Annotated in this window: 18 protein-coding genes; 12 read left to right on the plus strand and 6 right to left on the minus strand. The window is 45.4% G+C overall.

The annotated features are described in order from the left end of the window. Window positions 1-77 precede the first annotated feature (77 nt). Window positions 78-2645 (plus strand): BamA/TamA family outer membrane protein, encoded by a 2568-nt coding sequence (locus tag L3C95_RS21150; protein ID WP_236390632.1) that lies wholly within the window; start codon window positions 78-80, stop codon window positions 2643-2645. Window positions 2646-2815: 170 nt separating this feature from the next. Here the strand turns inward: L3C95_RS21150 and L3C95_RS21155 are convergent, their stop codons facing one another. The 3 genes from L3C95_RS21155 to L3C95_RS21165 form a co-directional block, all read right to left on the minus strand. Then, window positions 2816-3607, minus strand: coding sequence for a hypothetical protein (locus L3C95_RS21155; protein ID WP_236390633.1), 792 nt, complete (start codon window positions 3605-3607; stop codon window positions 2816-2818). A 544-nt stretch (window positions 3608-4151) separates the two neighbouring features. Further along, window positions 4152-4727, minus strand: coding sequence for a GNAT family N-acetyltransferase (locus L3C95_RS21160; RefSeq protein WP_236390634.1), 576 nt, complete (start codon window positions 4725-4727; stop codon window positions 4152-4154). Window positions 4728-4810: 83 nt separating this feature from the next. Further along, window positions 4811-5599, minus strand: coding sequence for a DUF92 domain-containing protein (locus tag L3C95_RS21165; protein ID WP_236390635.1), 789 nt, complete (start codon window positions 5597-5599; stop codon window positions 4811-4813). 512 nt (window positions 5600-6111) lie between these two features. Between L3C95_RS21165 and L3C95_RS21170 the strand changes: the two genes are divergently transcribed. The 8 genes from L3C95_RS21170 to L3C95_RS21205 all read left to right on the plus strand — a co-directional run bounded on the left by L3C95_RS21170 (window position 6112) and on the right by L3C95_RS21205 (window position 16980). Continuing rightward, the gene (locus tag L3C95_RS21170; protein ID WP_236390636.1) at window positions 6112-10221 is read left to right on the plus strand and encodes a right-handed parallel beta-helix repeat-containing protein; all 4110 of its coding nucleotides are present in this window, start codon (window positions 6112-6114) and stop codon (window positions 10219-10221) included. 102 nt (window positions 10222-10323) lie between these two features. Then, the gene (locus L3C95_RS21175; protein WP_236390637.1) at window positions 10324-10785 is read left to right on the plus strand and encodes an SRPBCC family protein; all 462 of its coding nucleotides are present in this window, start codon (window positions 10324-10326) and stop codon (window positions 10783-10785) included. A gap of 389 nt (window positions 10786-11174) precedes the next feature. After that, window positions 11175-12575 carry a hypothetical protein gene (locus L3C95_RS21180; RefSeq protein ID WP_236390638.1) on the plus strand — a complete coding sequence of 467 codons (1401 nt, stop codon included), beginning with the start codon at window positions 11175-11177 and terminating at the stop codon, window positions 12573-12575. A 17-nt stretch (window positions 12576-12592) separates the two neighbouring features. Next, window positions 12593-13546 (plus strand): hypothetical protein, encoded by a 954-nt coding sequence (locus L3C95_RS21185; RefSeq protein ID WP_236390639.1) that lies wholly within the window; start codon window positions 12593-12595, stop codon window positions 13544-13546. A gap of 20 nt (window positions 13547-13566) precedes the next feature. Then, the gene (locus L3C95_RS21190) at window positions 13567-14205 is read left to right on the plus strand and encodes a hypothetical protein (RefSeq protein WP_236390640.1); all 639 of its coding nucleotides are present in this window, start codon (window positions 13567-13569) and stop codon (window positions 14203-14205) included. A 10-nt stretch (window positions 14206-14215) separates the two neighbouring features. Further along, on the plus strand, window positions 14216-14740 hold the full coding sequence (locus L3C95_RS21195) for a hypothetical protein (RefSeq protein WP_236390641.1): 525 nt from the start codon (window positions 14216-14218) through the stop codon (window positions 14738-14740). A gap of 631 nt (window positions 14741-15371) precedes the next feature. Further along, on the plus strand, window positions 15372-15941 hold the full coding sequence (locus L3C95_RS21200; RefSeq protein WP_236390642.1) for a TetR/AcrR family transcriptional regulator: 570 nt from the start codon (window positions 15372-15374) through the stop codon (window positions 15939-15941). A 151-nt stretch (window positions 15942-16092) separates the two neighbouring features. Next, window positions 16093-16980, plus strand: coding sequence for an SDR family NAD(P)-dependent oxidoreductase (locus L3C95_RS21205; protein WP_236390643.1), 888 nt, complete (start codon window positions 16093-16095; stop codon window positions 16978-16980). A gap of 259 nt (window positions 16981-17239) precedes the next feature. Here the strand turns inward: L3C95_RS21205 and L3C95_RS21210 are convergent, their stop codons facing one another. The 3 genes from L3C95_RS21210 to L3C95_RS21220 form a co-directional block, all read right to left on the minus strand. Next, on the minus strand, window positions 17240-17848 hold the full coding sequence (locus L3C95_RS21210) for a DUF416 family protein (RefSeq protein WP_236390644.1): 609 nt from the start codon (window positions 17846-17848) through the stop codon (window positions 17240-17242). 87 nt (window positions 17849-17935) lie between these two features. Then, window positions 17936-18625 carry an enhanced serine sensitivity protein SseB C-terminal domain-containing protein gene (locus L3C95_RS21215; protein ID WP_236390645.1) on the minus strand — a complete coding sequence of 230 codons (690 nt, stop codon included), beginning with the start codon at window positions 18623-18625 and terminating at the stop codon, window positions 17936-17938. A 106-nt stretch (window positions 18626-18731) separates the two neighbouring features. Continuing rightward, a complete protein-coding gene (locus L3C95_RS21220; protein ID WP_236390646.1) occupies window positions 18732-19565 on the minus strand; it encodes an AraC family transcriptional regulator in 834 nt (277 codons plus the stop codon). A gap of 85 nt (window positions 19566-19650) precedes the next feature. Between L3C95_RS21220 and L3C95_RS21225 the strand changes: the two genes are divergently transcribed. From L3C95_RS21225 to L3C95_RS21235, 3 genes are read left to right on the plus strand one after another with little or no spacing between them, the layout of a single operon-like run. Beyond that, entirely contained in the window at window positions 19651-20709 is a 1059-nt protein-coding gene (locus tag L3C95_RS21225) for an SDR family oxidoreductase (RefSeq protein WP_236390647.1), read from the plus strand. A 25-nt stretch (window positions 20710-20734) separates the two neighbouring features. After that, window positions 20735-21637, plus strand: a complete 903-nt coding sequence (locus tag L3C95_RS21230; RefSeq protein ID WP_236390648.1) for a helix-turn-helix transcriptional regulator — start codon at window positions 20735-20737, stop codon at window positions 21635-21637. A gap of 48 nt (window positions 21638-21685) precedes the next feature. Further along, a complete protein-coding gene (locus L3C95_RS21235) occupies window positions 21686-22120 on the plus strand; it encodes an ester cyclase (protein ID WP_236390649.1) in 435 nt (144 codons plus the stop codon). The last annotated feature ends 244 nt before the right edge of the window (window positions 22121-22364 follow it).

Below are 22364 nucleotides of genomic sequence, written 5' to 3' on the forward strand. Positions count from 1 at the left end.
AAACATTGATATCTGAGGGTCTGGGGCTAAGACAGTCATGTTATCCTGATAACAATCAAATCCGACAAAACAACCGCATGGGCCTGAACAGACTTTTTACTACCCTGGCGATCCTGGTAATTTCCACGGCGCAGGCACAGACGCCTGCCGGCGATAGTATTACCGTAGCTATTTCTCCCGCTTATGATAGTGTAAGTGGTCTGCACCGTATGTTGTTCGGAGAGAGTTACCGCAAGCTGTGGGCCGCTCCCGTAAAGATGAAGGTGTTCTACCTGCAAAAAGAGAAGGGTGGGCTGAGCATAGAAAAAAAGGGCGGCGGACTCCAAACTAAGTCCTTACGGCTGAAAGACCCCAGCGGACAGGAATGGGTACTACGCACTATTCAGAAATATCCCGAACGGGGCCTTCCTCCCAATCTGAAGGCCACTATTGCCAAAGACATTCTGCAGGACCAGGTGGTCACTGCACATCCTTATTCCTCCCTGACCGTTCCGCCGTTGGCGGAAGCCCTGGGCATACCACATGCCAATCCACAGATTGTATACGTCCCTGATGATCCTGCGCTGGGAGAATACCGGCAGGACTTTGCCAATGCCGTGTTCCTGTTTGAAGAAAGAGAGCCGGAAGACGCCAGTCGTACCGATAATACAGAAAAGACACAGCGCAAGCTGGAGGAAGACAATGATGTGCATCTTAATCAACAGATCGTGCTGAGAGCGAGACTACTGGATATGCTGCTGGGCGACTGGGACCGGCATGAGGATCAGTGGCGCTGGGAGCGGGAGAAGGACAAGAAAAAAGTGACTTATACGCCCATTCCCCGCGACAGGGACCAGGTGTATTATAATACCACCGGCCTGTTTCCCTGGATCATCTCTCACCAATGGCTGAAGTCCAAGTTCCAGGGCTATCATGACCATATCAGGGATATCAAAGGCTTTAACTATAATGCCCGTTTCTTCGACCGTTATTTCCTGAACGGGCTGAGTGAGGAAGACTGGCGGGAACAGATACATTATGTACAGGCTACGCTGACAGACAGCCTCATTCGTCAGTCGGTGATGCTCATGCCGGACACTATTTTCAGGTTGTCGGGAGAGCGGATCATCAGCGCTTTTATTGCCCGCAGGAATGAACTGGAAAAAGAGGCGATCAGCTATTATAAATTCCTGTCTATCTATGTGGATGTTCCGGCGTCCGATAAGCAGGAGCTGCTGGACGTTCAGCGACAGGCGCATGGAAAGGTGGATGTTTCTATCTACAAAATAAAGAAGGATGGTACTACGGATGATCTGTTATACAAACGGGCATTCGATCCGGCGGTAACGAAAGAAGTACGCCTGTATGGTCTTGACGGGCGTGACGTATTCAGGGTCAGTGGCAATGAGCAGTCGCCCATTCGTATACGGATGATCGGTGGGAGTGGCGTTGACAGTTTCACCGTGGCGGATAATGTGCCACGTAAAGGAAGACTGTATGTTTATGACCGCTCCGACGAAGAAAATCATATACCACCGAAAGGAGCTGCAAAGATCAGAACGGCTGCAGATACAATCGTGAACAGCTACGATAAACGCAGTTTCCTGTTTGACAGGTTCGGGCCACTATTTTCTATGCAGTACAATCCGGATCAGGGCCTGATGTTCCGCGCCAATATGATGTATGAAAAGCAGGGGTTTCGTAAAAAGCCCTATGCCCAGCAGCATCAGCTCATAGTGAGCTATGTGACGGGCAGGCAGGCCTTCCTGTTGCAATACCTGGCCGACTTTAAACAGCTGGTGGGAAAGAATGACCTGCGTATTAATATCCTTTCCCGCGGACCGCACAACCTGAGTAATTTCTTCGGTCTGGGTAATGAATCTGTTTTTGTGAATGACGATGAAAAAGAAATCTCGTATTACCGTAACCGCTATGACCTGGTTAACGGAGATGTAAGATTATACCGTGGTATTGGCCGTCATATCACTGTTAGCGGTGGTATTGCGGGACAGTTTTACACCAGCCGGGCAGCCAACAATAGTCATAAGTTCCTTGGTGCTTACAATGCCGCTTTCCCGGGAGAAAATGTATTTGAGGACCGCATTTATGCCGGTCTGGTGACAGCTATTGAGGCTGATACCCGCAATCCGGGTTTGATGCCACACAGGGGGATCAACTGGCATACGGAGTTGACGGGCATGCAGCAGACGAACAGGGAACATAAAAGATATGGCAAACTAACGTCTGACTTTAGCTTTTATGTTCCGCTGATCGGCGATTCCACGCTGGTAATGGCCAATCGTATAGCAGCAGGCACCACTTTCGGTGATCCTGCTTATTTCCAGATGATGGCTATAGGTGGTACACAGATCCTTCGTGGCTTTCATAGTAACCGCTTCATAGGAAAGACGGCCGTGTATCACAACTTTGAGCTGCGCCTGAAATTGTTTGACTTTACCTCTTACCTGTTGCCGGGCAGTCTGGGCCTGATCGGCTTTAATGATCTGGGTCGCGTATGGCTGCCCAATGAATCTTCTGCCAGATGGCATGATGGCTATGGAGGCGGGATCTATATCATACCGGTCGAACTGTTCCTGATACAGGCGGCCGTGGGCATCTCTGAAGAGGGCGCACAGCCTTATATTACGGCCGGTTTCAGATTCTAGCCGGATCTTGTCCCTGGCCTTATGCGCGCCTCGGTTTCGAGTTCGTGCGGGATGTTATTCCCGGCCTCATGCCTGCCGCGTTTCAGTTACCCGCAGGATATTATTCCTGGCCTTATGTCAGCCTGGGTTTCAGGTTTCCGGCACGATGTTGTCCTTACACCAGCACCTTATTATCCCGTTATCAGGATTTTTCCGCTACCGGCATATTTTACCCGCTCGATGACTGCATCAGAGATCAGGGTACCCATTTCAATACCTATGGATACTACCAGGGTTTCATCGTCGCGCAACTTTTTTAGCGTCTCTGGCTGCAGTACGATAACTTCTCCTTTATAGGCCTGTGCTGCTAATCGCCAGCCTGTAGTAACAGGCTGATTGATCAACATAGGGGCTTTGGCTGCATAATCGCTGTCAGCACCGCCATCCTCGATAATACCAATAGACAATACGATCCTATACATAGGATGTTGCCATGGTAATGACAGATTAATGCCGGGAGTCAGTTCAGGAAGTTGAACAGTAGCACTGCTGGTGTTCCTTTCTACCGTACAGTAGACAGGTGGTTTTACCACATGGTTGAAGGGATACCGTTTATTGAGATTAAACCCATTCAGCAGATGGCGGTGTTCCGAAAATTCAGTCTTTCTTATGCCAAGTGGTCTGTGGGTATCCATCTTCATAATAGACCGGCATAAGGAATTCAAGGTAGGCGTAAAATTATAGTCTGCCAGGTGCCTGATATGAAATATTGCCAGCCGGATCGCGCAACCACCCCTGGCTGCGTCCCCAAATTCATCATTGTTGAGGCGCGTTAGCGCAAATTTCGGCGATTTCTGGATTTGCTTCCTGGTAGCGCCACCTTTGGTGCGCGCAATGAGCTTATCTGAATCTCTTCGCTTGTAAAGGCTCAACATCCCTAAGCTTCCGGAGATATCGAGGAGCTTGTTATTAAAAATGGCCATAATAAGGGAATTAACAGTTTTTAAATGGTTTACAAATAGGGTCTGGTTTACTCTCAGTTTGAGGTCAACGTGCTTTTAAAGATACTACTAATTTAAGGGAATCTCTGCATTAACTCATAAATAAACTATCATTAACCCATATATGAGCCATATATAACCCATATCTCTATAAATATGGGTTATATATGGCTCATATATGGGTTATATATGGGTTATATATGGGTTATCTCAGGGAAAGCAGTATAGTAGTGGGCTTACATCGCCTGTATAAAATAAGGATTATATAAAGGACTGAAGAATTTGTGAGCAATACATGGCAATAACAAAATATGTGTTTCCTGAAGGCATAAAAAAAATCCCGTAAACCGGTCAACCTGGTTTACGGGATTTTAAGAAAAAGCGGTAATACAACCAGAGGCCTGTTTAAGTAATAGTATCGTTACAAGCTTCGACCGAAGCCACGTGTCTGAAGCCCGCCACGGCGGGGAAAACAGACCGGATGGCAGGAAGACAATGAGATTATCGGCAGGGTATATTGCGTTTGTTACGCTTGTCCATCTGACCGCAGCAGTGAGAACATCAGCATATCATAGTGTTTATCATCCCAGTAATGCCATTGCCTGAGCACGCCTTCCTGTTTGAAGCCGATCTTGTTCAGTACTTCTATGGAAGGATCGTTGCCTTCCATTACTTCCGCCTCGATACGGTTAATATCCAGCGCAAAAAAGCCAAAACTGATAACTGCATACAGCGCTTCTGCAATGACGTCGTTGTTCCAGTACGAATATTGCAGGTCGTATCCGATATTGGCGCGGTGCTTTTTAGTGAAGTGATTGAACCCCACAGTGCCGATGATGCCGTTGTTGTCGTTCAGTTGAATACCCCACCTGATGCCGGCTTTTGATTTAAAACGCTCGCGGAAGTAATCGATGAGTCGCTGGCAGTCATTTTCATCGTCTGGAGGCAACAGGTTGTAGTACCGGCTCACCTGTTTATCGCATAGTATTTTAAACAGGTCCTGGGCATGTTTTTCGGTGATCTGGACAAGTTCCAGGTGTGGAGTGCGTATGTTGGGGAACTTATCAAACACCGTAGTCTTATTTTCAGTAAACGTGGACATAGTAAAGCTGTTTGGTGTTATGGATGCTTGCTCATAATGAATTTAACGAAAAAAAAGGATAAATTGAACGCAGCAATCCCATCTTATGAAAGCAATATTTTTATTTCTTTTTGTAGGCATGTTATGCCTGGCATCCTGTGAACATACCATTGCTGCGCCAGTGCATAACATGCACCGGCAAAAATTGCCGCGAAGAATGTGTTGAGGAAGTTCACCACATCGTTCCCGATGTATTTATTGCGTTCCAGGGTTGCACCGAGTACCGAGTCAAGTAAGTTTCCCAATATGCCTGCCAGTAAGACAATAATCCCTCTTTTATCAAAGCCGGCATACAGCAGTGCCATCATGCCTGCACCTGCAGCACCGATCAGTGTTCCTTCCAGACTGACAACACCATCCAGGCCTTTGGGTTCTCTTTTGAAACTCCAGATATTATAGAAATTACGGCCGTATACCATGCCCAGTTCAGAAGAAAGCGTATCGGCCAGCGCTGAGGCCAGACTGGCGGCCACCATTAATTCGTAGAGGGCTATATGTGAACGATCGAGACAGGCGATAAAAGAGACAATACCCGCCACACCGCCATTGGCAAAGACCTGGCTGGCTTTGCGGCCTTCAGGGTGTATTCCATCTGATGTTATTTTAGCTTTCAGATCTTTCCGGTGAGAAGTAGCCCAAACGCCAAGTATAAAAAACAGGATCAGTGATAGTAGGCCTATCCAGCTCGTGCCGAAGAAGGTAACAGCGCCGATTATACCAGCCAGCAGGGCCGCCGGAATAGTGAGTTTTTTGGTCCTGATACAGATGAACATAATACTGCCCAGTATTAGCAGGATGAGAAGCCCGATGCCTCCATGAGGGAATAATGCCATAGGGATGTAAAACTAATAAATATTTGATGTGAATAGTACCTGCGTAATCGTATGATCTGGTGAAAGAAATTTCCCCGGAGAACGATATATTATTTTTTATCTCTCCCGTTTTTTATGATCTTTGTTACTATGACTAACTAACTGGTTTGGAATCGATTCCATAGTGTTTAGCATAGAATAGCAGCCAACTTCAGACGTCCAGGATTCTCTTTATACCATCTATCAACATTCTCCAAAAAACTTACGCCAATGCATTACTCAACATTTTGAGTGGGCCTTTTTTCGGGATAGTGCCACTCACTGACATCAAGTGAGCGTTCGCTTGCAGCGAACAGCAACAGATTACTATAGTCTGGATTGTATCGTATTGCCTACATCTAAAGCAAATCATCATGAGACAAAATCTAAACGAGAGGTATTCATCTCTTACCGATCCCGTTTATCTACACCAAAACCAACAAAATCATTTCTATGTACTTTTTCTACAAATCTTCCTGCTGTTTTTATTATTTATGCCAGCGACGTTGCTGGCGCAATCCACGAAGACATTTACGGTGAATATGACCGGCGATGAAAGTGATCCTAACGCAAATGATATCGGTGATGATGGGAAATGTGATGTGGACCCAATTACAATGGGCGACCAATGTACTTTTCGTGCAGCCATACAAAATCATAATGGTAATCGCCACCTGGGGCAGAACCGGATCACCTTTGCCATTCCCGACGCTCCGGGTACGGGTAGTATCGTTATAAAAGTAGGAAGCACGGGTCTGGGAGCCTTGCCGCCGATTCTCGGATCAGTGGCTATTAACGCTGTAAACAGCGACAGCAGGCGTATTGAACTGGATGGCAGCATGGCGGGAGGTGGTGCAATAGGGCTGCAATTGCTGGGTGGCAATTGTGAGATCCTGTTTTTTGTGATCAATAGTTTCTCTTCCCATGGTATGTACATTTCAGGTACGCCACCTCCGGGCGCAGGCGGACACGTTATTCAGAACAATTACATCGGTACTGACTTTACCGCTACTGCTGCAAAGGGCAATGGCGGCGATGGGATCTTCATTGATAATACACCGGGTTGTACGATCGGTGGTACCGGTATTTTAAGAAATATCATATCGGGGAATGAGGGTAATGGTATTAAGATCCAGGGTGATTCGTCGCAGTTTGGTACCAACGGCGCGATAAATAACTTTGCGGTAGGTAATTTCATCGGATTAGACATATCGGGTGACAAAGCCTTGCCGAATAAGAAAGACGGAGTTGTGTTGAACAATGCGCCGAACAACACTGTGGGCGGGGCGAGTCCCGGTCAGGGGAATAAGATGGCCGGAACCACCAACAGCAACGGGGTTACCGTAACCGGTAGTTTCACAGAAGGGATTAAGATATTAGGGAACTTTATCGGGGAGAATAATACGGGGGCTAAATTCAAAATAGGCATCGCTGCCAGTGCCAAACCTATTACCATTGAAGGGAATGTCATTACCGAAATTGTGGGAGTAGGTATTGATCTGTTTGTAAACGGAGATGGTAGCTACAATATACGCAAGAACAGTTTCCAGGGAAATATGACGGTCGGCAGCAAGTTCCGGTTCGGGGACGGGAAAATTGTACAGATGAAGTACGAGAATAATTTCCATACCGAAAATGGTTTGGCCCTGGACGTGGAAGAATCTGCCAGTGGAAAGATCGACTGGATCTTTCTCGGCGATACATTAAAACTGGGGCAGGCAGGAGCTAACTTTATATTTCACGCTGCGGGCAACAAAAACTTTACCAATGGCATATACCAGGGTATTGCAGGTGTGGCCTTTAACTATGTAGCAGATCTTTCTCCTGGTATGCAAATGGCGTTGAATGTGAAAGGCGACGCATATACCGGCAACGCTGGCGGAGCAAGGACCGGGAAGGTAGTATTGACTGCAGGAACAACTTTCAGCTATGCGCTGCTTGGCTCTTCGGCTGTCAATAATGGTAAAGATGGAGACAGGCTGGATGTGATCGCTGATGCGAACGCTACCGGCACCTTTACATCGATGGATAATGAATTTAAGGTGAATGGTGGCGTTGGTCTCCGATGGATCAACAATGGCAGGAACCTTATTACCGTCCGTGCCTTTATAGAGCATGATGTCTTTGATAAAAACACCGAGGCAGGCATAGAGGTAAAAAGTTTCCTGACAGAGAAGAGTATACTTAATAACACCGTCACCAACAACGGAGGACCAGGTATCCTGTTAAACGGTACTACGATTGCGCATCTTGAGGGGAATACTATATCCGGTAATGGTACCGGTATTCTTGTGAATGATGCTGCAACAGCGCGTATTAACAACAATACCGTTACCGGCAATGGTAAGGGTATTGCGTTCGGTGGAACCGGTACAGGAAGTGAAATAACAGCGAATGCTATTTTCAAAAATAATGGTCTGGGGCTTGACCTGGGTAATAATGGCCCTACTGCCAATGATCCTGGCGATGGAGATGCAGGACCGAACAATTTGCAGAACTTCCCTGTATTGACGGCTGTGAATAGCGCAGGTGGGAACACCAGCATACAGGGTACTTTGAATAGCAAGCCTAATACCACTTACAAACTGGATTTCTTCTCCAATGACGTCTGCAATCCGTCAGGATTCGGAGAGGGGCAGGCTTTCCTGGATTCCTTTAAAGTGACTACTGATGCTGCTGGTAATGCCGCGTTTAATGCAGTTTTAACGGGTATAACTTTGCCGGCGGGAGCTGTTATCACCAGTACAGCTACTGATCCTGGTCACAATACCAGTGAATTCAGCGCTTGTCTGCTGACAGGTAACGTTCAAACGGCAGATCTTGAATTGACCAAGACCGCTGATAAGACAGATTATGCACCTGGCGCTGATGTTATCTATACTATTCTATTGTCTAATAAGGGAACAGCCAATGCACCGGATATTGTTGTTACAGATGTATTGCCGGCTGGTATTACCTTTAAACAGGCAGTGGCTACTGTTGGTACTTATGATAATGCAACAGGCAGGTGGCAGGTGCCGATCCTTAACAGTGGTAGTCAGGCTACACTGACCATCACAGGTACTCTTAATGCTGTGGGTACTGTTATCAACACTGCTGAAGTGACAGCAAGTAAATTACCTGATCCGGATTCATCTCCGAATAATGGTATCGGTACTGAAGACGATCAAAGCAGTGTGTCCATCAACGTCCGGCAGGGAACTGCAGATCTTGAGTTGACCAAAACGGCTGACAAGACCCAGTATGTTGCTGGCGATCAGATAATATACGTTGTGCGGTTAACTAATAAAGGAACAACGAATGCACCTGACATCGTTGTTACAGATCTACTGCCGGCGGGTATTACCTTCAAGCAGGCTGTGGTTACCGTAGGTACTTATAACAATGTTACAGGTAAGTGGCTGGTGCCGATCCTGAATGTTGGCAAGCAGGCTACAATGGCCATTACAGGTACTGTTAATACAACGGGAGCTGTTACCAATACTGCGGAAGTGACGGCCAGTAAGCTACCTGATCCGGATTCATCGCCGAACAACGGAATCGGTACAGAAGATGATCAGAGCAGTGTTACCGTAAATGTACAACAGCAGGGAACGGCAGATCTTGAATTGAGCAAGACGGCTGATAAGACACAATATGTTACAGGCGATCAGGTGAAATTTATTATCCGGTTGACTAATAAAGGCACGGCGAATGCGCCAGGCATCGTTGTTACAGATATACTGCCGGCAGGTGTTGCCTTTAAGCAGGCGATAGTGACTGTTGGTGCTTATAATAATGTTTCAGGTAAGTGGCAGGTGCCGATCCTGAATACTGGTAAGCAGGCCACCATGGTTATCATAGGAACTGTTAATGCAGCGGGTACTATTACCAATACGGCGGAAGTGACAGCCAGTAAGCTACCTGATCCGGATTCATCTCCGAATAATGGTGTTAGCACAGAAGATGATCAAAGCAGTGTTTCTATACAGGTAAGCCAGCAGCCAGACATTGCGCAGCAGTATAAGGCGCTGATGCAGCAGATCACCGCATTGGTGAACGCTGGTAAGCTGACCCGGGCGGAAGGCCAGGTATTGAACGGCATTTTGGATATTTCATTACAGCTGCACAATAACGGACAGATCCGGCCAGCTGCTGTTGTGCTCAGGGTATTCATTGTGTTGATACGGACCGCTACACAGCGAACAGGTTTGACAGATGTTGACAGGAATGCATTGATTGCATCAGCACAGAAGATCATTGAACAACTGAGAGCATTGCCGCTCCGTCAGTCATCAGCAACGACCGACAATGACAGCGAATGGAAAGACCTGGAAGACCGCGCGCGTAAGGAATTAATGGGTCAGCCAGTCATCAGGACTTATCCTAATCCGTTCAATAGTTATTTAGTTATTTCATTTGATGTTGTACATGAAAGCAGGGTACAACTGAACGCGTACGATGTGAATGGTAGAATGATTGCACTCCTGGTAGATAAGGTAATGCAACCGGGTGTACAGACCATAACCTGGCGGACACCGCATTTACCTGCAGGTGTGTATGTACTGCAGTTGAGAGCGAATGATGTCGTGAAGACTTATAAAGTATTGCATGTAAGAGAATAGCGTAGCGGGGCTGTCTAAATCCACCTGTCAGAATGTCCAGGTAGTACAGTTCATGTTGTATAAACGAGCGTTAAATTTGCTTAACATCAAAAAGATATAAGCATGAAAAATCAGGACTTTACCACTACTATTCTGGTGGATCAGACAGCCCAGCAAGCTTTTAATGCTATCATCAATGTTCGCGGATGGTGGTCTGAGAACATTCAAGGAAGTACAGATAAACTCAATAGTGAATTTGCATATGGTTTCAAGGATGTTCATCGTTGCCGTATCAAGGTCATTGAGCTTATTCCGGCGCAGAAGGTGGTTTGGCATGTTATGGATAATTATTTCAATTTTACGGAAGATAAGAGCGAGTGGAAGGATACAAAGATCATCTTCGACATTGCGGAAAAGGAAGGAAAAACGGAGATCCGATTCACGCACCAGGGATTAGTGCCTGCGTATGAATGCTATCAGATTTGTCATGACGCCTGGACGGGATATATCCAAAAGAGCCTGAAGAATCTGATCGCTACCGGAAAAGGGGCGCCGAATCCGAAGGAGGTGGAGACGGAGGCGTAGAATAGCTCGCGATGATGTTTGGAAATGGACGGCGGTTAATTATAAACTGTTTTTATCTACAGTAATGTAGTAATGGAAATTATATGCTGCATGTTTTTCGGGAATAGAAATAAAATGCAGCGCCTGAGTTTGGACTCGCCTGCGCATATACGATGCGTAGGCGAGTTTTTTCTTTGTAAAGGAACTTCTGATTTATAATTCCATAACACATGTACAACGAATGTGTTATGCGGTTTGTCAGATCGTTTTATGATCTTTGTCGCAGTTGAAATTTGATGTTGCCCAAAATTTATTTCATTTTCTATACTTTGTTCGAGCATATTCACAATTCTCAATTTAGATCTTAGCCTATAAATATGAATAGTTGGATTGTTATAAGTCTTCTTATAATGAACCTGCATGATCCTGTTGATACCTATCGGAAAGATACGACGGTTACAGCCCGGGATAGCAGTTCTATGAAAGCACCAGCATTACCTGCGAAATATTTGTCCCAGGTAAAGCAGAAGTCAATGCGTATGGAGCAGCAGGTGAATAAGCGTGCTGACAAGGCATTGACCCGTTTACTTAAGCAGGAGAGGAAAATGAAGGCCCGCCTTTGGAAGGTCGATTCTGTGGCTGCAGGTAATATTTTCTCAAAGTCCATAGACAGTTTGGGGAGTCTGAAGGCAGGGCTCAAAAACAAGGTGGCTGGTAAGCTACCTTTAGGGAATAGCTATCTGGATTCGCTGGGGAATTCTTTGAAGTTCCTGGAGGGTAAAGGCGAGCTGTTAGGTGCATCCAAAGGAAAGCTGGCAGGTGTTACCGGGAATATTGAATCGCTGCAGGGCAAATTGCAACAGGCCGAGCAGATCAAGGCGTATATCCGTGAACATAAAAAGCAGCTGAAGGAACAGTTATCCCAGTACGCTGGCTTTACCAAAGATCTTCAGAAGATCAATAAGGAGGCTTACTACTATGGTCAGCAGATCAACGAGTACAAAGCCGTACTGAAAGATAAAAAGAAAGCAGAGGCAAAGGCAATGGAGTTGCTGAAAAAAATGCCTGCTTATAATGACTTTCTCCGTAAAAACTCTCAGATAGCAAGTTTATTCAACCTGGGAACTGCGGGGAATAACACTGCCCAGAGTCTGGAGGGATTGCAGACGCGCACGCAGGTAGAACAGCTGATACAGCAAAGGCTCGGTAATGATCCGACGGCCAGGCAGGCGGTAAGTCAGCAGATGGATCAGGCGAGGTCACAATTGAATGAACTGAAGAACAAGTTCCCGGATCTCGACAATGCTGGTGATATGCCGGATTTTAAGCCGAATCCTATGAAGACTAAAAGCTTCCTTCAACGATTGGAGTTTGGTGGGAATATTCAGTTCCAGAAGTCCAACCGTTATTTTCCTACAACTTCTGATATCGCCGGTCAGGTGGGGTATAAGTTCCATAAGAACGGGACGGCTGGTATTGGCGCGTCTTATAAGCTGGGTATGGGTACTGGCTGGAATGACATCTACATCAGTCATCAGGGAATGGGATTACGCTCGTTTGTTGACTGGAAGCTGAAAGGGACATTTTTTGTGAATGGCGGGTTTGAGCAGAATTATGTGTCGACTATTACGCATGCGGATCAACTAAAGGATTGGAGTGGCTGGCAGGGAAGTGCGTTACTGGGGATCAGCAAGAAATATAAGGTGAGTGCGAAGCTGAAGGGGAATATCATGGTGTTGTATGATTTTCTGGCGAAGCGGAATGTGCCGTCAACGAGTCCGGTTAAATTGAGATTAGGGTATAATTTTTAAAAGTATTTGATCAGAATATGAGAAAAGTTTTAAAGTCAGGAAGCATCCTTTTGGGTATTGTAAGCATTTTAAGTATTGCAGGTGTAAAGAACGCTAATGCGCAGGCGTCAGGTACTATTACCGTGAATGGAGATATTAGCAAGTATTATCCGGTTACATTCAAAGACGCCGCTGCCCCTTCTGATCTGGCCACGGAGGTGGAGATTGGGAGGTCAAATGTTCATCGGGACAGCTCATGGCGTGGATCACTGATCGCAAAGTTCAGATATCATGTTAACAACTGGGGAATGGGATCCGAGTTTATAGATGCGGATATCAGGGGGGCCAATAGTCATGTGCCTGCTAACAGCACTTTTATTGCGGGTTGGACAGATGCATCTTTTGGTAATAATACAGCGAATATAATTATCTGGCTGCGGGGTAAGACAACATATACATACCGTTCTGACTACCCCGTGTCGCCGGTTGTTTATGATGGCGTACAGAACCCTGCAAGTTACACGCCCACTGCAGGAGGGGTGACATACAGCGCCAGATCGGCTGTAGATGATATTATCAACATATACGGTTCGACCTATGGCAATACAGCTTATTTCAATGGAGTGGGCACCAACTATTTTGGTGGCAATCTTGGTATCGGAACAAGAAATACAGGTACGAGTAAACTGGCTGTAGAAGGAACAATAGCTGCAAGGAGGGTTAAAGTTACACAAGCTACAACATGGCCGGACTTTGTATTTGACGCGGAGTATAAATTGCCGTCGCTGCAGGAAGTGGAAGCTTATATAAAGGCGAATAAGCATCTCCCCGACGTGCCATCTGCAGAAGAAGTGGCGAAGGATGGGCAGGATGTAGGTGAGATGAATAGGATTTTGTTACAGAAGGTGGAGGAGTTGACGTTGCATGTGATTGAGCAGGAGAAAGAACTGAATAGCCTGAGAGAAAGAATAAAGGCTGTTGAATCAAAGTAGTTATCCATTGTAAATAGAAAATGAAGAGTTACAACAAACTGAGTGCCTATTTAGTTGGCTCGCTGTGTATATTTAATATTATAAGTGTGCATGCGCAAACCAGCGATCGTGATATTCCAATTATACCTCCTTCACCAACTGCCTATAGTCTGGGCCGCGCCGGTTTTGTGAAAACGGGGCTGTTTTCTGGGACTGCGGGTGCAGAGATTCCAATAACCGAGTATAAAACACCAAACTTATCGGTACCGATAAGTTTACATTATAGTTCTAATGGAGTGAAGGTAGAGGCATTATCAACCAAAACAGGGATAGATTGGAATCTTGAAGCTGGAGGAGCTATTGTAAGGATGGTCAGGGATGAACCGGATGTTACGAGTTACGCTCCCTCAGGACAGGGTGGGATAATGCCAGAAGAGGTGATGAACGAGGTTGGATCTAATGTTCAGAATATGGCATTAAGAACGTATGTACTTCAAACATCAAAAACTGGGCATTTTGATTCGGAGTATGATATATTTTCCTTTAATTTTTTAAAGCATAATGGAAAGTTTGGTGGGCAACATGGATATGGGCCTCTTGATCCCAAAGTCGCTAATGACATACCACAGTACTATAAGGATACTAAGGAAATACTCAAAATAATGAGATTGCTAAGATAAAATAGAAAATATGCGTTATTTATGTGGTTTAATATTGCTGATATTCTTAAGTAAGGATATTAGAGCACAGGTTAATTTGGGATGCAAATGCCACTATTCCTCTTCCTTTGATATCAAATCTTATAAATCGACTCTGGATAGTATTGTGAGAAATGTTAGAAAGGATAAAATGGATGTTATTCGAGTGATAGGAAGCCGTGGCTTTGCGGCAGCAATGTTGACTGTTATCGTCACTAGAAATAATCTACATAAGGCTTATTGTTATAATTTTAGAACAAAAAAATATAAAATTGTTACCGATAAACGAACAAATACGTGGTTGAAATGTTTGGCTCAGGATAGTTCCTTTATATATACAGCAACGGCAGATCCTTTGGGAATGCCTAGCCATGATTATAGCTATTTCATTTCATTTAATTACCCTTCTGTTGAATTGAAGGAGATATGTAATTCTGTATTCCTAAATAATATGGAGCGCCCATTCTCAACATGTTTAAAATCTTATATAACTTTTTTCGAAGAGGCAACTAAGTGATTGTTGTAACAGCGCTTACAAGTATTAAAAAAAGTAGTAGAAGATCTTTTCGGTAATGAATTTAAGTACAATATTTACCCATTTCGAAATTGCCAATTATATGATAGTTTAACTATTTAATGCTAGTTTAATGAACACCTTCATTCTATTTTCGATGCTGTTTTTATTTCAGCCTCCCCACGGAAAAATATATACGCGGGAGGAGAGTACCTGTTCTTTTCCTATAATACAGCCATACAATGGGAATTGAAATTAGAGGAAGAGGGTACTTTTATTCTAACAACTAAGAAGAAGGACACTCGTTTCGATAAGACCACGATATTTAATTCTTTCGGTACCTGGGAAAATAAAAAGGATACTATTATACTCACGGCAGCTTCGCCGGTCACTAATGACTGTTACTTCAATGTTGTCAAATATATTGTGTCTGCACAAGGATCCATTTCCTTACATAGGCCGGAATACTTTAGTATCTGTTTGCCTGGAATCATGGCACCCGGGAATAGATTTACTATGAAGTTATAAGGTGTCATATCCGAACACAGATGCCGGAGTCAATGAGCTTTCGAAAATAAATTTTGATACCTACCTACAAGTAGGTATATTTGCCTCATCAAAGCACACATTTACGATGAACACGGCACAAAACACCAAAGAAAGAATAATAGAACTTGGCAGGGATTATATGCAAAGGATTGGTTACCATTCCTTTAATTATAAGCAAATCTCTTTGGAGCTGAATATCAAGAACGCTTCGATCCACCATTACTTTCCATCCAAGGAAGACCTTGGTCTGGCTGTAATAGAAAAAGACCGCCAGGATTTCATTTATCTCACGCAGAAGGTAAAGAAGGCGAAGGCTATGGATAAGCTGGAGGCCTTAATTGCCAGTTATCAATACTATTTTAAAGAGGGGAAAAAGCTTTGTGTGATCAGCACTTTCAGTAGTTCTTATAACGAGATTACGGAAAGAATGCAGCTGGCGGCATCACAATATGCCGAGCTGGTAGCAGCCTGGATCGTGGCTACCCTGAAAGAGGGACTGGCATCACATGAGTTTTCATTTAAGGAACCGGCAGAAGAACTGGCCAATGTATGGATGGCCATGATGCCCGGCGCCTTGCTGATAGGCCGTACAGGAGGACAGGCAGCTTTTGACAAGGCTATTAATTCACTAAGACAAACAGTTAAATCTTCATAAGGGAGATTTTTTTATGCCCGTACAATCTACCTTCATGTAGGTAGTTGAGATAGCCTTTCTAGAAGGCTTTTTTAAGAAGCATTTTGCCTACCTGTGTGTAGGTAGATATTAAAGCAACAAAATCAATTATCAAACAAACAATTAATCAACAATGAAACACATCATTCTGACTGGAAGCGCCAGTGGATTCGGCTTGAAAGCGGTAAAGACACTTGCATTACAAGGACATACCGTATACGCTACTATGCGTAACGTAAAATGGTTATCTGGCGCGAATGCCACTGTAGCAAAGGAGTTAGAAGACTGGGCCAGGGAGAACAAAGTGAAAGTGGAAGTAGTAGAAATGGACGTAACGAGCACCGTTTCCGTGAACAGCGCCATTGCTGAAATAGCGAAGAAATCAGGTGGCAGGATCGATGTACTGATCAATAATGCCGGTGTTACTTATTATGGTTTGGGTGAAGCGCTGACCATTGAACAGACGGAACAAATGTACCAGGTAAACACCATCGGGCCCGAACGTACAATGAAGGCTGTATTGCCGTATATGCATGCGCAGAAAGAAGGGCTGATCATCAATGTGACCAGTGTGCAAAGCAGGAACCTGATCCCAAGTCTCAGTACTTACAACGGTACCAAAGCAGCATTGGATGCTGTTTCAGTAGGATACCACTATGAACTGAAATCTTCCGGTATCGATGTGGTGACTATCCAACCTGGCGCTTATCCGTCTACTGACATTACCAATAAGAGTATGATTGGAAAAAATGAAGCTGTGCAGGCACAATATGGTGCTGATGCAATGGCTTTTAAACGTGCATTGCTGCAGTACTTTGTACCAACGCCGGAAAGCCCTGATCCGCAGGAAGTAGCTGACGCTATGTTGAAACTCGTGGAACAACCTAAGGGCGAAAGACCACTGTGGACTATCGTTGGCGGCGGACCAATGGCTGAAAAATTCCAGGCAATTAATCAGGATATAAAAGAGATCGTTGAGTTTAATATTGGCATTTTACTACAACTCTTTCCTGCTCAGTAAAAACATTTTCAGAAGAGGAACTACGACAGTTTTTCCTTCGGGGAGCGCTCTTTTGAAAGATGCATCATCCTGGTTATACCCCCGATGAGCAGATCTTTTTAAAGATAAATTGTCACGGTTTTATTGGGATAAGCGCACGTCCCGCAAAGTGAATTACTGAAGTTTTCCTTCCGGATAAGCAAGGACCATTAGAAGACCAAAAAGAAAAGCCCCTTCCATTTACGGAGAAGGGCTTTTCTGCCTGTAAAATAATATTGTTTTACTGTGGCGGAATCCCCAAAGCCTCCAGGTTCATTTGCGTTACAAACTCAGACCTGAAAGTCGCGGCCTTACCGTTCTTCAATGCCTGTATCGCTTCCCGTTGTCTCGTTACTTCATGTTGATACAAAGGATGGCTTTCGACATCTTCTTCAGACGGATAGGCATCATCGCCATGCTCTGTGCTAAACTGTGTGCTGATCAGGATATCCAGTGTATTCCTGATAATATCAGTAGTGTCCAGGGCAGCGCCTAATGGTTCTACTGCCAATCCGCAGATGGCCAGCCATACGCCGGTAGCCGCATTCTGTGCAGCAGACGCCAGCGTAGTACGCCAGGCGGATTCGAAGATGTCCATGAAGTTGTCGAGATCAGGGATCTGGTTCTTGGCGGCCTCCTCCAACTGATCAACAGTAGTATCTTTAAGCTGACCGGCTACAAGTAACCAGGCCTTATCGAATATGTCTGACGTTATATTGATGTCTCCACCGAATTCTTTAGCGTAAATATTCCTGAAGGTTAGCCAGAGGGTTTCAGCACCTGCCAGGCTAAACCTGGAGACGTCATTCGGATTTAATTCGGAAAGTAGTTCTTCCAGATTTTCTATCATGCGTTGTGTATGCTACCGGTTTGTAACTTCACTTGTCTGTCGCAAATACCAAACAGAGAAGATGACAGCAGCTGCAAGATAGCACTTTTATACACGCAGTTCCACTTCGAACGGTGTGCCAGGATTCAGGATAAAGAACTGTTCCTTCGCCAGCATTTTCGAGATCATCTCAAAAGGCAGTTGGACCGCCAGCCGGCCTTTGGGGATGTCACTTATGCCACTTTTCGCGATCATGTCCTGGTTGCTGAATAAGGGAAGGAACTCACCCGTATCCCTGACATAGGTCGCAAAGCTGAAGCGGTCAGTTGGTAGTTCATATTCATAAGCAAGTGCGAAGACTTTGGACGCTTTAAGCGTATCGATCAGCTCCTGTTTATACTTCTTTACATCAAACCACTGCTTCATTACCTTCTGCTGTAATAACGCTGAATTGTCTTTATGATAAAAAGGAGGATTGTGCTGACTGATGTATTCGAGCATGTCGCCGCTATGTGTGGGAGAAGCGTACTGAATGTCTGTATCGCTCATGTGGGCTGATTTGATCGTCCAGGTGAGAGCTGAAATTGCTTCAGCCTCACCGTCATGGTCTACTGCCAGGAACAACTGATATTGCTTAACAGCGTTGTTGTATGCAAAGCCAAACCAGGCAGCGGTAATTTCCGGTTGAGAGCTGAAATAAGTTACCAGGTCATCTACAAAATTCTTCTCGCCCGTAGGCGATAGTGCAGGCATCGTAGCTGTTGCGGATTTCTTGCTGAAGCGATCAAATAGTTTCATAGGACGTAATACGGCTTTTAGAATAGTTCGCCGGCATCATGCCAGCAGTCATAGGATCGAACACTTGCATGACAAATATAATATTTTTATATGTATTAACAAACGGCTATTTGTCTCTGTATTCAGATGGATTTATACCGTGATGGGTATTGAAAAACTTATTGAAGTGACTAAGGTCGGTAAAGCCCAGTTCTTCACTGATCTCCTTTAAGGATAAGGAGCTGTACTTCAGCCTGTTTTCAATAATATGGAGCTTGTATTGGTGGATATAATCACGTAATGAAACCTGCATTTGCTCCCTGAAAAAGGCGCCTAAATGTTTCTTTGAAAAACCAAATAAGTCAGCCAGATGTTCCTGCTTCGTATAGGCTGTATCGTAGACATGCTGGTGGATATAATGTACGATCTGTGTGATCTTTTCCTGTTGCTTTACTGACGCTTCCTTCGGCTCATGCATATTACGCCGGATGATGGACATAACAGACTGCAGCAGGAAGAAAATAGTCTCACTCGTTTCATTGGCCTTCTCCTGCCATTCCGCTACCAGTAGGCGGAGCAGGGCGTCGATTTTACCAGCATCCGCAGCAGATCTTAGAATAGGCAGCTGTTGCCGGCGACTACACACCAGCAGTTCATCCATATGCCGGTTCCAGTGATGCTCAGGCGGTAGATGACCTACCTGTGCGATATAGGCGCTGGTGAACTTGATAAAGGTAAATGTAGTGGGCGTGTCTATCTCAAAACTGTGGTAGTCTGCCGGATGAAGCAAGAAGGCAGCCCCGCCGCTGTAAGGATATTTTATGCCGGACAAACAGTGAAAACCGCTGCCCTGGTGAATAAAGATCAGCTCAAAATGATTGTGGTTATGCAAGGGATGTGGCCACTCTGCACAGGTGAAATGGGAAACCTTTAAAAATTCATGTTGAACATATCGCTGCATATGACGCAAAATACAAATAATCCCTGCCAATGTACAAATGCCAGGCTAGCCGGTACAGGTAATTTTGAGGCATAAAATCGACTGTATGAATGGACAACGTAAAGTAGCACTCATCGCCGGGGCACAAGGCGTAATAGGAAGGAACCTGGCAGCACACCTGGCTACACTGGAAGACTGGGAGATTATCGGATTGTCAAGAAGAGGAGGGAAGGCGGAGGGGCGTATACGATATATCGCGGTAGACCTGCAGGACAGGGAAGATACCTTTAACAAGCTGCATGATCTCACGGACATCACCCACATTTTCTATGCGGCCTATGTAGATGCCCCTACCTGGGCGGAACTGGTGCCACCTAATCTGGCTATGCTGAAAAACCTGGTGGGGGTCGTGGAACCCGTATCAAGGGACCTGCAGCATATCAGCCTGATGCAGGGATATAAAGTCTATGGCGCTCACCTGGGGCCTTTCAAAACGCCTGCGAGAGAATCAGACGCAGGACATATGCCGCCCGAATTCAATGTAGATCAGCAGGAATTCCTGGAACAGCAGCAGGCTGGCAAACGGTGGACCTGGTCGGCATTACGCCCCTCGGTAGTAGGTGGATTCGCGTTGGGGAATCCGATGAACCTGGCCCTGGCAATTGCCGTGTATGCGGTTATCTCGAAGGAACTGGGCCTGCCGCTCCGCTTTCCTGGTAAACCGGGCGCCTATGACAAATTGCTGGAGATGACTGATGCCGGTCTGCTGGCTAAGGCTACTACCTGGGCTGCAACGGCAGAAAAGGGGGCAAATGAGGCGTTTAACATCGTGAATGGAGACTTGTTCCGCTGGAACGAGATGTGGCCGGAAATAGCCTCTTATTTCGATTTAGCCGTAGCTCCTCCGTTACCAATGTCGCTGGAGGTGATTATGGCCGATAAAGCCCCTTTATGGGAAAAAATAAAGCAGAAATACGGGCTGGCGGATATCAGCTATGAGGAGCTGTCCTCCTGGCGCTTTGCCGACTTCGTGTTCAGCTGGGACTATGATATGTTTGCTGATGGTTCCAAAGCACGGAGGGCCGGCTTCCATGAGTATGTGGAGACAAAGGAAATGTTCTTCCGGATCTTTGATGATTTCAGAGAACGTGGCATCATTCCTTAAGTGTTTTTTCGTGATCTTTGCGGGAATGCAAGTCATCAATCTTCCTCAGGACCTGAATCCGGCGCAATACCGCGAAGAGGACCACATCCTCATCAGGCCTTTTACTTCCCTTTGTAAGACGAAAAAGAACAGGGTCATCCTGCACAGGAATATGATCCACCTGTTGATCGAAGGTCGTAAGACCGTTATTTACGGCGGACAATCCACCACGGTCAATGACGATGGGTTCCTTTTCCTGGCCGCAGGGAGCTGCCTGACCACCAGCGTATTGTCAGATAAAGGCGACTACCAGGCTATCCTGCTCTATTTCAGCGATCATGCACTATTGGATTTCTATATGAAGTATGATCGCCTGGTACAGCAGCACCGGCAGGGGAAACAACTAGAGGAGGCATCGTTCATTACTTTTGAGAAAGATGTTTTTCTGCGCAACTATATCGAGTCCCTGCGACTGATGCTGCAACTGGGTCAGCCCTTGCCACAGGAGGTCTGCATACTGAAATTCGAAGAGCTGATGTTTTACCTCTTACAAACGGACCCGGATGCCCTGCTGCAGTTTAAAGTGAATAGTACTGGCAGTACACAGGATTTCGAGATCCGGAAAGCGGTAGAAGGCAACATTACCCGCCCTGTGACTGTGGAGGAACTGGCTTTTCTGTGTAGTATGAGCCTGTCTACTTTTAAACGCCGTTTTACAAAGATCTACGGCACATCTCCCCAGCGATGGCTGCTGGAGCAGAAGATGCAGGTAGCGGCCCGTCTGCTGTTGGACCCGCAGACCAAACCTGGCGATGTATATGACAAGGTGGGATATGAAAGCCATTCCAGCTTCACAAAATCATTCCGGCAGGTGTTTGGTGTGACGCCCTCGGCATATCAGGAACAAAATATGAACGTCCAGGCACAAAGGCTGAACGCGCAGGACTAACATGTACCTTATAGTGCTGCCTAATTTTGCTGTATAAAATCACAGATCATGACAGCAACAATTGAACAGAACAAGGCCATCGTAAGACGTTTTAACAAAGAGATCATTGAGGAAGGTAACCCGCAAAGCTTCCAGGAAATAGTAGATACAGCATTCATCAATCATACCGCTGCTAAAGGCATAGACAAAGGGCCTGCGGGTTTGATATATACTTTTGAACACATCCTGCGGCCTGCATTCTCTGATCTGAAAGTAACCATTTATGAGCAGGTGGGGGAAGGTGATAAGGTGACCACCCGGAAAATGATCAGCGGCATACATACCGGCGCTTTTTTGGGCATACCAGCTACACATCAGCCTGTAAATATCCAGGTAATGGATATGGTTACTATAAAGGACGGAAAGTACTATGAACACTGGGGGGTCAACACTATGATGGCACTGGCGGCAGAATTAAAAGCACTACATGCAGACAGTAAATAGGACTTAAAGTATTTCTTTCAACAGCTGTGCTTTTTACGTAAAATTCCTTATATTTGTTTCCCCCCTAAAATAAGCAGGGAGGTGAGCAGTAAGGCTGAATTGAGTGAAGTAGTGAATGCTGACAATGAGTTAATTTTAAAATTATATCGTTTACAGTAAGAGTTCAGGACAGGTACTATGTGACGAACAAACATATTTCCAATCCGGAACCAGATAAAAAGCCTTCTGATGCTCAGGAGGCTTT

The sequence above is a fragment of the Chitinophaga filiformis genome (assembly GCF_021646545.1).
Lineage (GTDB): Bacteria > Bacteroidota > Bacteroidia > Chitinophagales > Chitinophagaceae > Chitinophaga > Chitinophaga filiformis_A.

Coding starts and splice junctions, on each gene's coding strand:
- L3C95_RS21175 (WP_236390637.1), top strand. CDS start 10,324: ATGAAAAATCAGGACTTTACCACTACTATTCTGGTGGATCAGACAGCC.
- L3C95_RS21205 (WP_236390643.1), top strand. CDS start 16,093: ATGAAACACATCATTCTGACTGGAAGCGCCAGTGGATTCGGCTTGAAA.
- L3C95_RS21220 (WP_236390646.1), bottom strand. CDS start 19,565: ATGCAGCGATATGTTCAACATGAATTTTTAAAGGTTTCCCATTTCACC.
- L3C95_RS21225 (WP_236390647.1), top strand. CDS start 19,651: ATGAATGGACAACGTAAAGTAGCACTCATCGCCGGGGCACAAGGCGTA.
- L3C95_RS21185 (WP_236390639.1), top strand. CDS start 12,593: ATGAGAAAAGTTTTAAAGTCAGGAAGCATCCTTTTGGGTATTGTAAGC.
- L3C95_RS21200 (WP_236390642.1), top strand. CDS start 15,372: ATGAACACGGCACAAAACACCAAAGAAAGAATAATAGAACTTGGCAGG.
- L3C95_RS21215 (WP_236390645.1), bottom strand. CDS start 18,625: ATGAAACTATTTGATCGCTTCAGCAAGAAATCCGCAACAGCTACGATG.
- L3C95_RS21230 (WP_236390648.1), top strand. CDS start 20,735: ATGCAAGTCATCAATCTTCCTCAGGACCTGAATCCGGCGCAATACCGC.
- L3C95_RS21155 (WP_236390633.1), bottom strand. CDS start 3,607: ATGGCCATTTTTAATAACAAGCTCCTCGATATCTCCGGAAGCTTAGGG.
- L3C95_RS21195 (WP_236390641.1), top strand. CDS start 14,216: ATGCGTTATTTATGTGGTTTAATATTGCTGATATTCTTAAGTAAGGAT.
- L3C95_RS21165 (WP_236390635.1), bottom strand. CDS start 5,599: ATGGCATTATTCCCTCATGGAGGCATCGGGCTTCTCATCCTGCTAATA.
- L3C95_RS21190 (WP_236390640.1), top strand. CDS start 13,567: ATGAAGAGTTACAACAAACTGAGTGCCTATTTAGTTGGCTCGCTGTGT.
- L3C95_RS21180 (WP_236390638.1), top strand. CDS start 11,175: ATGAACCTGCATGATCCTGTTGATACCTATCGGAAAGATACGACGGTT.
- L3C95_RS21210 (WP_236390644.1), bottom strand. CDS start 17,848: ATGATAGAAAATCTGGAAGAACTACTTTCCGAATTAAATCCGAATGAC.
- L3C95_RS21150 (WP_236390632.1), top strand. CDS start 78: ATGGGCCTGAACAGACTTTTTACTACCCTGGCGATCCTGGTAATTTCC.
- L3C95_RS21235 (WP_236390649.1), top strand. CDS start 21,686: ATGACAGCAACAATTGAACAGAACAAGGCCATCGTAAGACGTTTTAAC.
- L3C95_RS21160 (WP_236390634.1), bottom strand. CDS start 4,727: ATGTCCACGTTTACTGAAAATAAGACTACGGTGTTTGATAAGTTCCCC.
- L3C95_RS21170 (WP_236390636.1), top strand. CDS start 6,112: ATGCCAGCGACGTTGCTGGCGCAATCCACGAAGACATTTACGGTGAAT.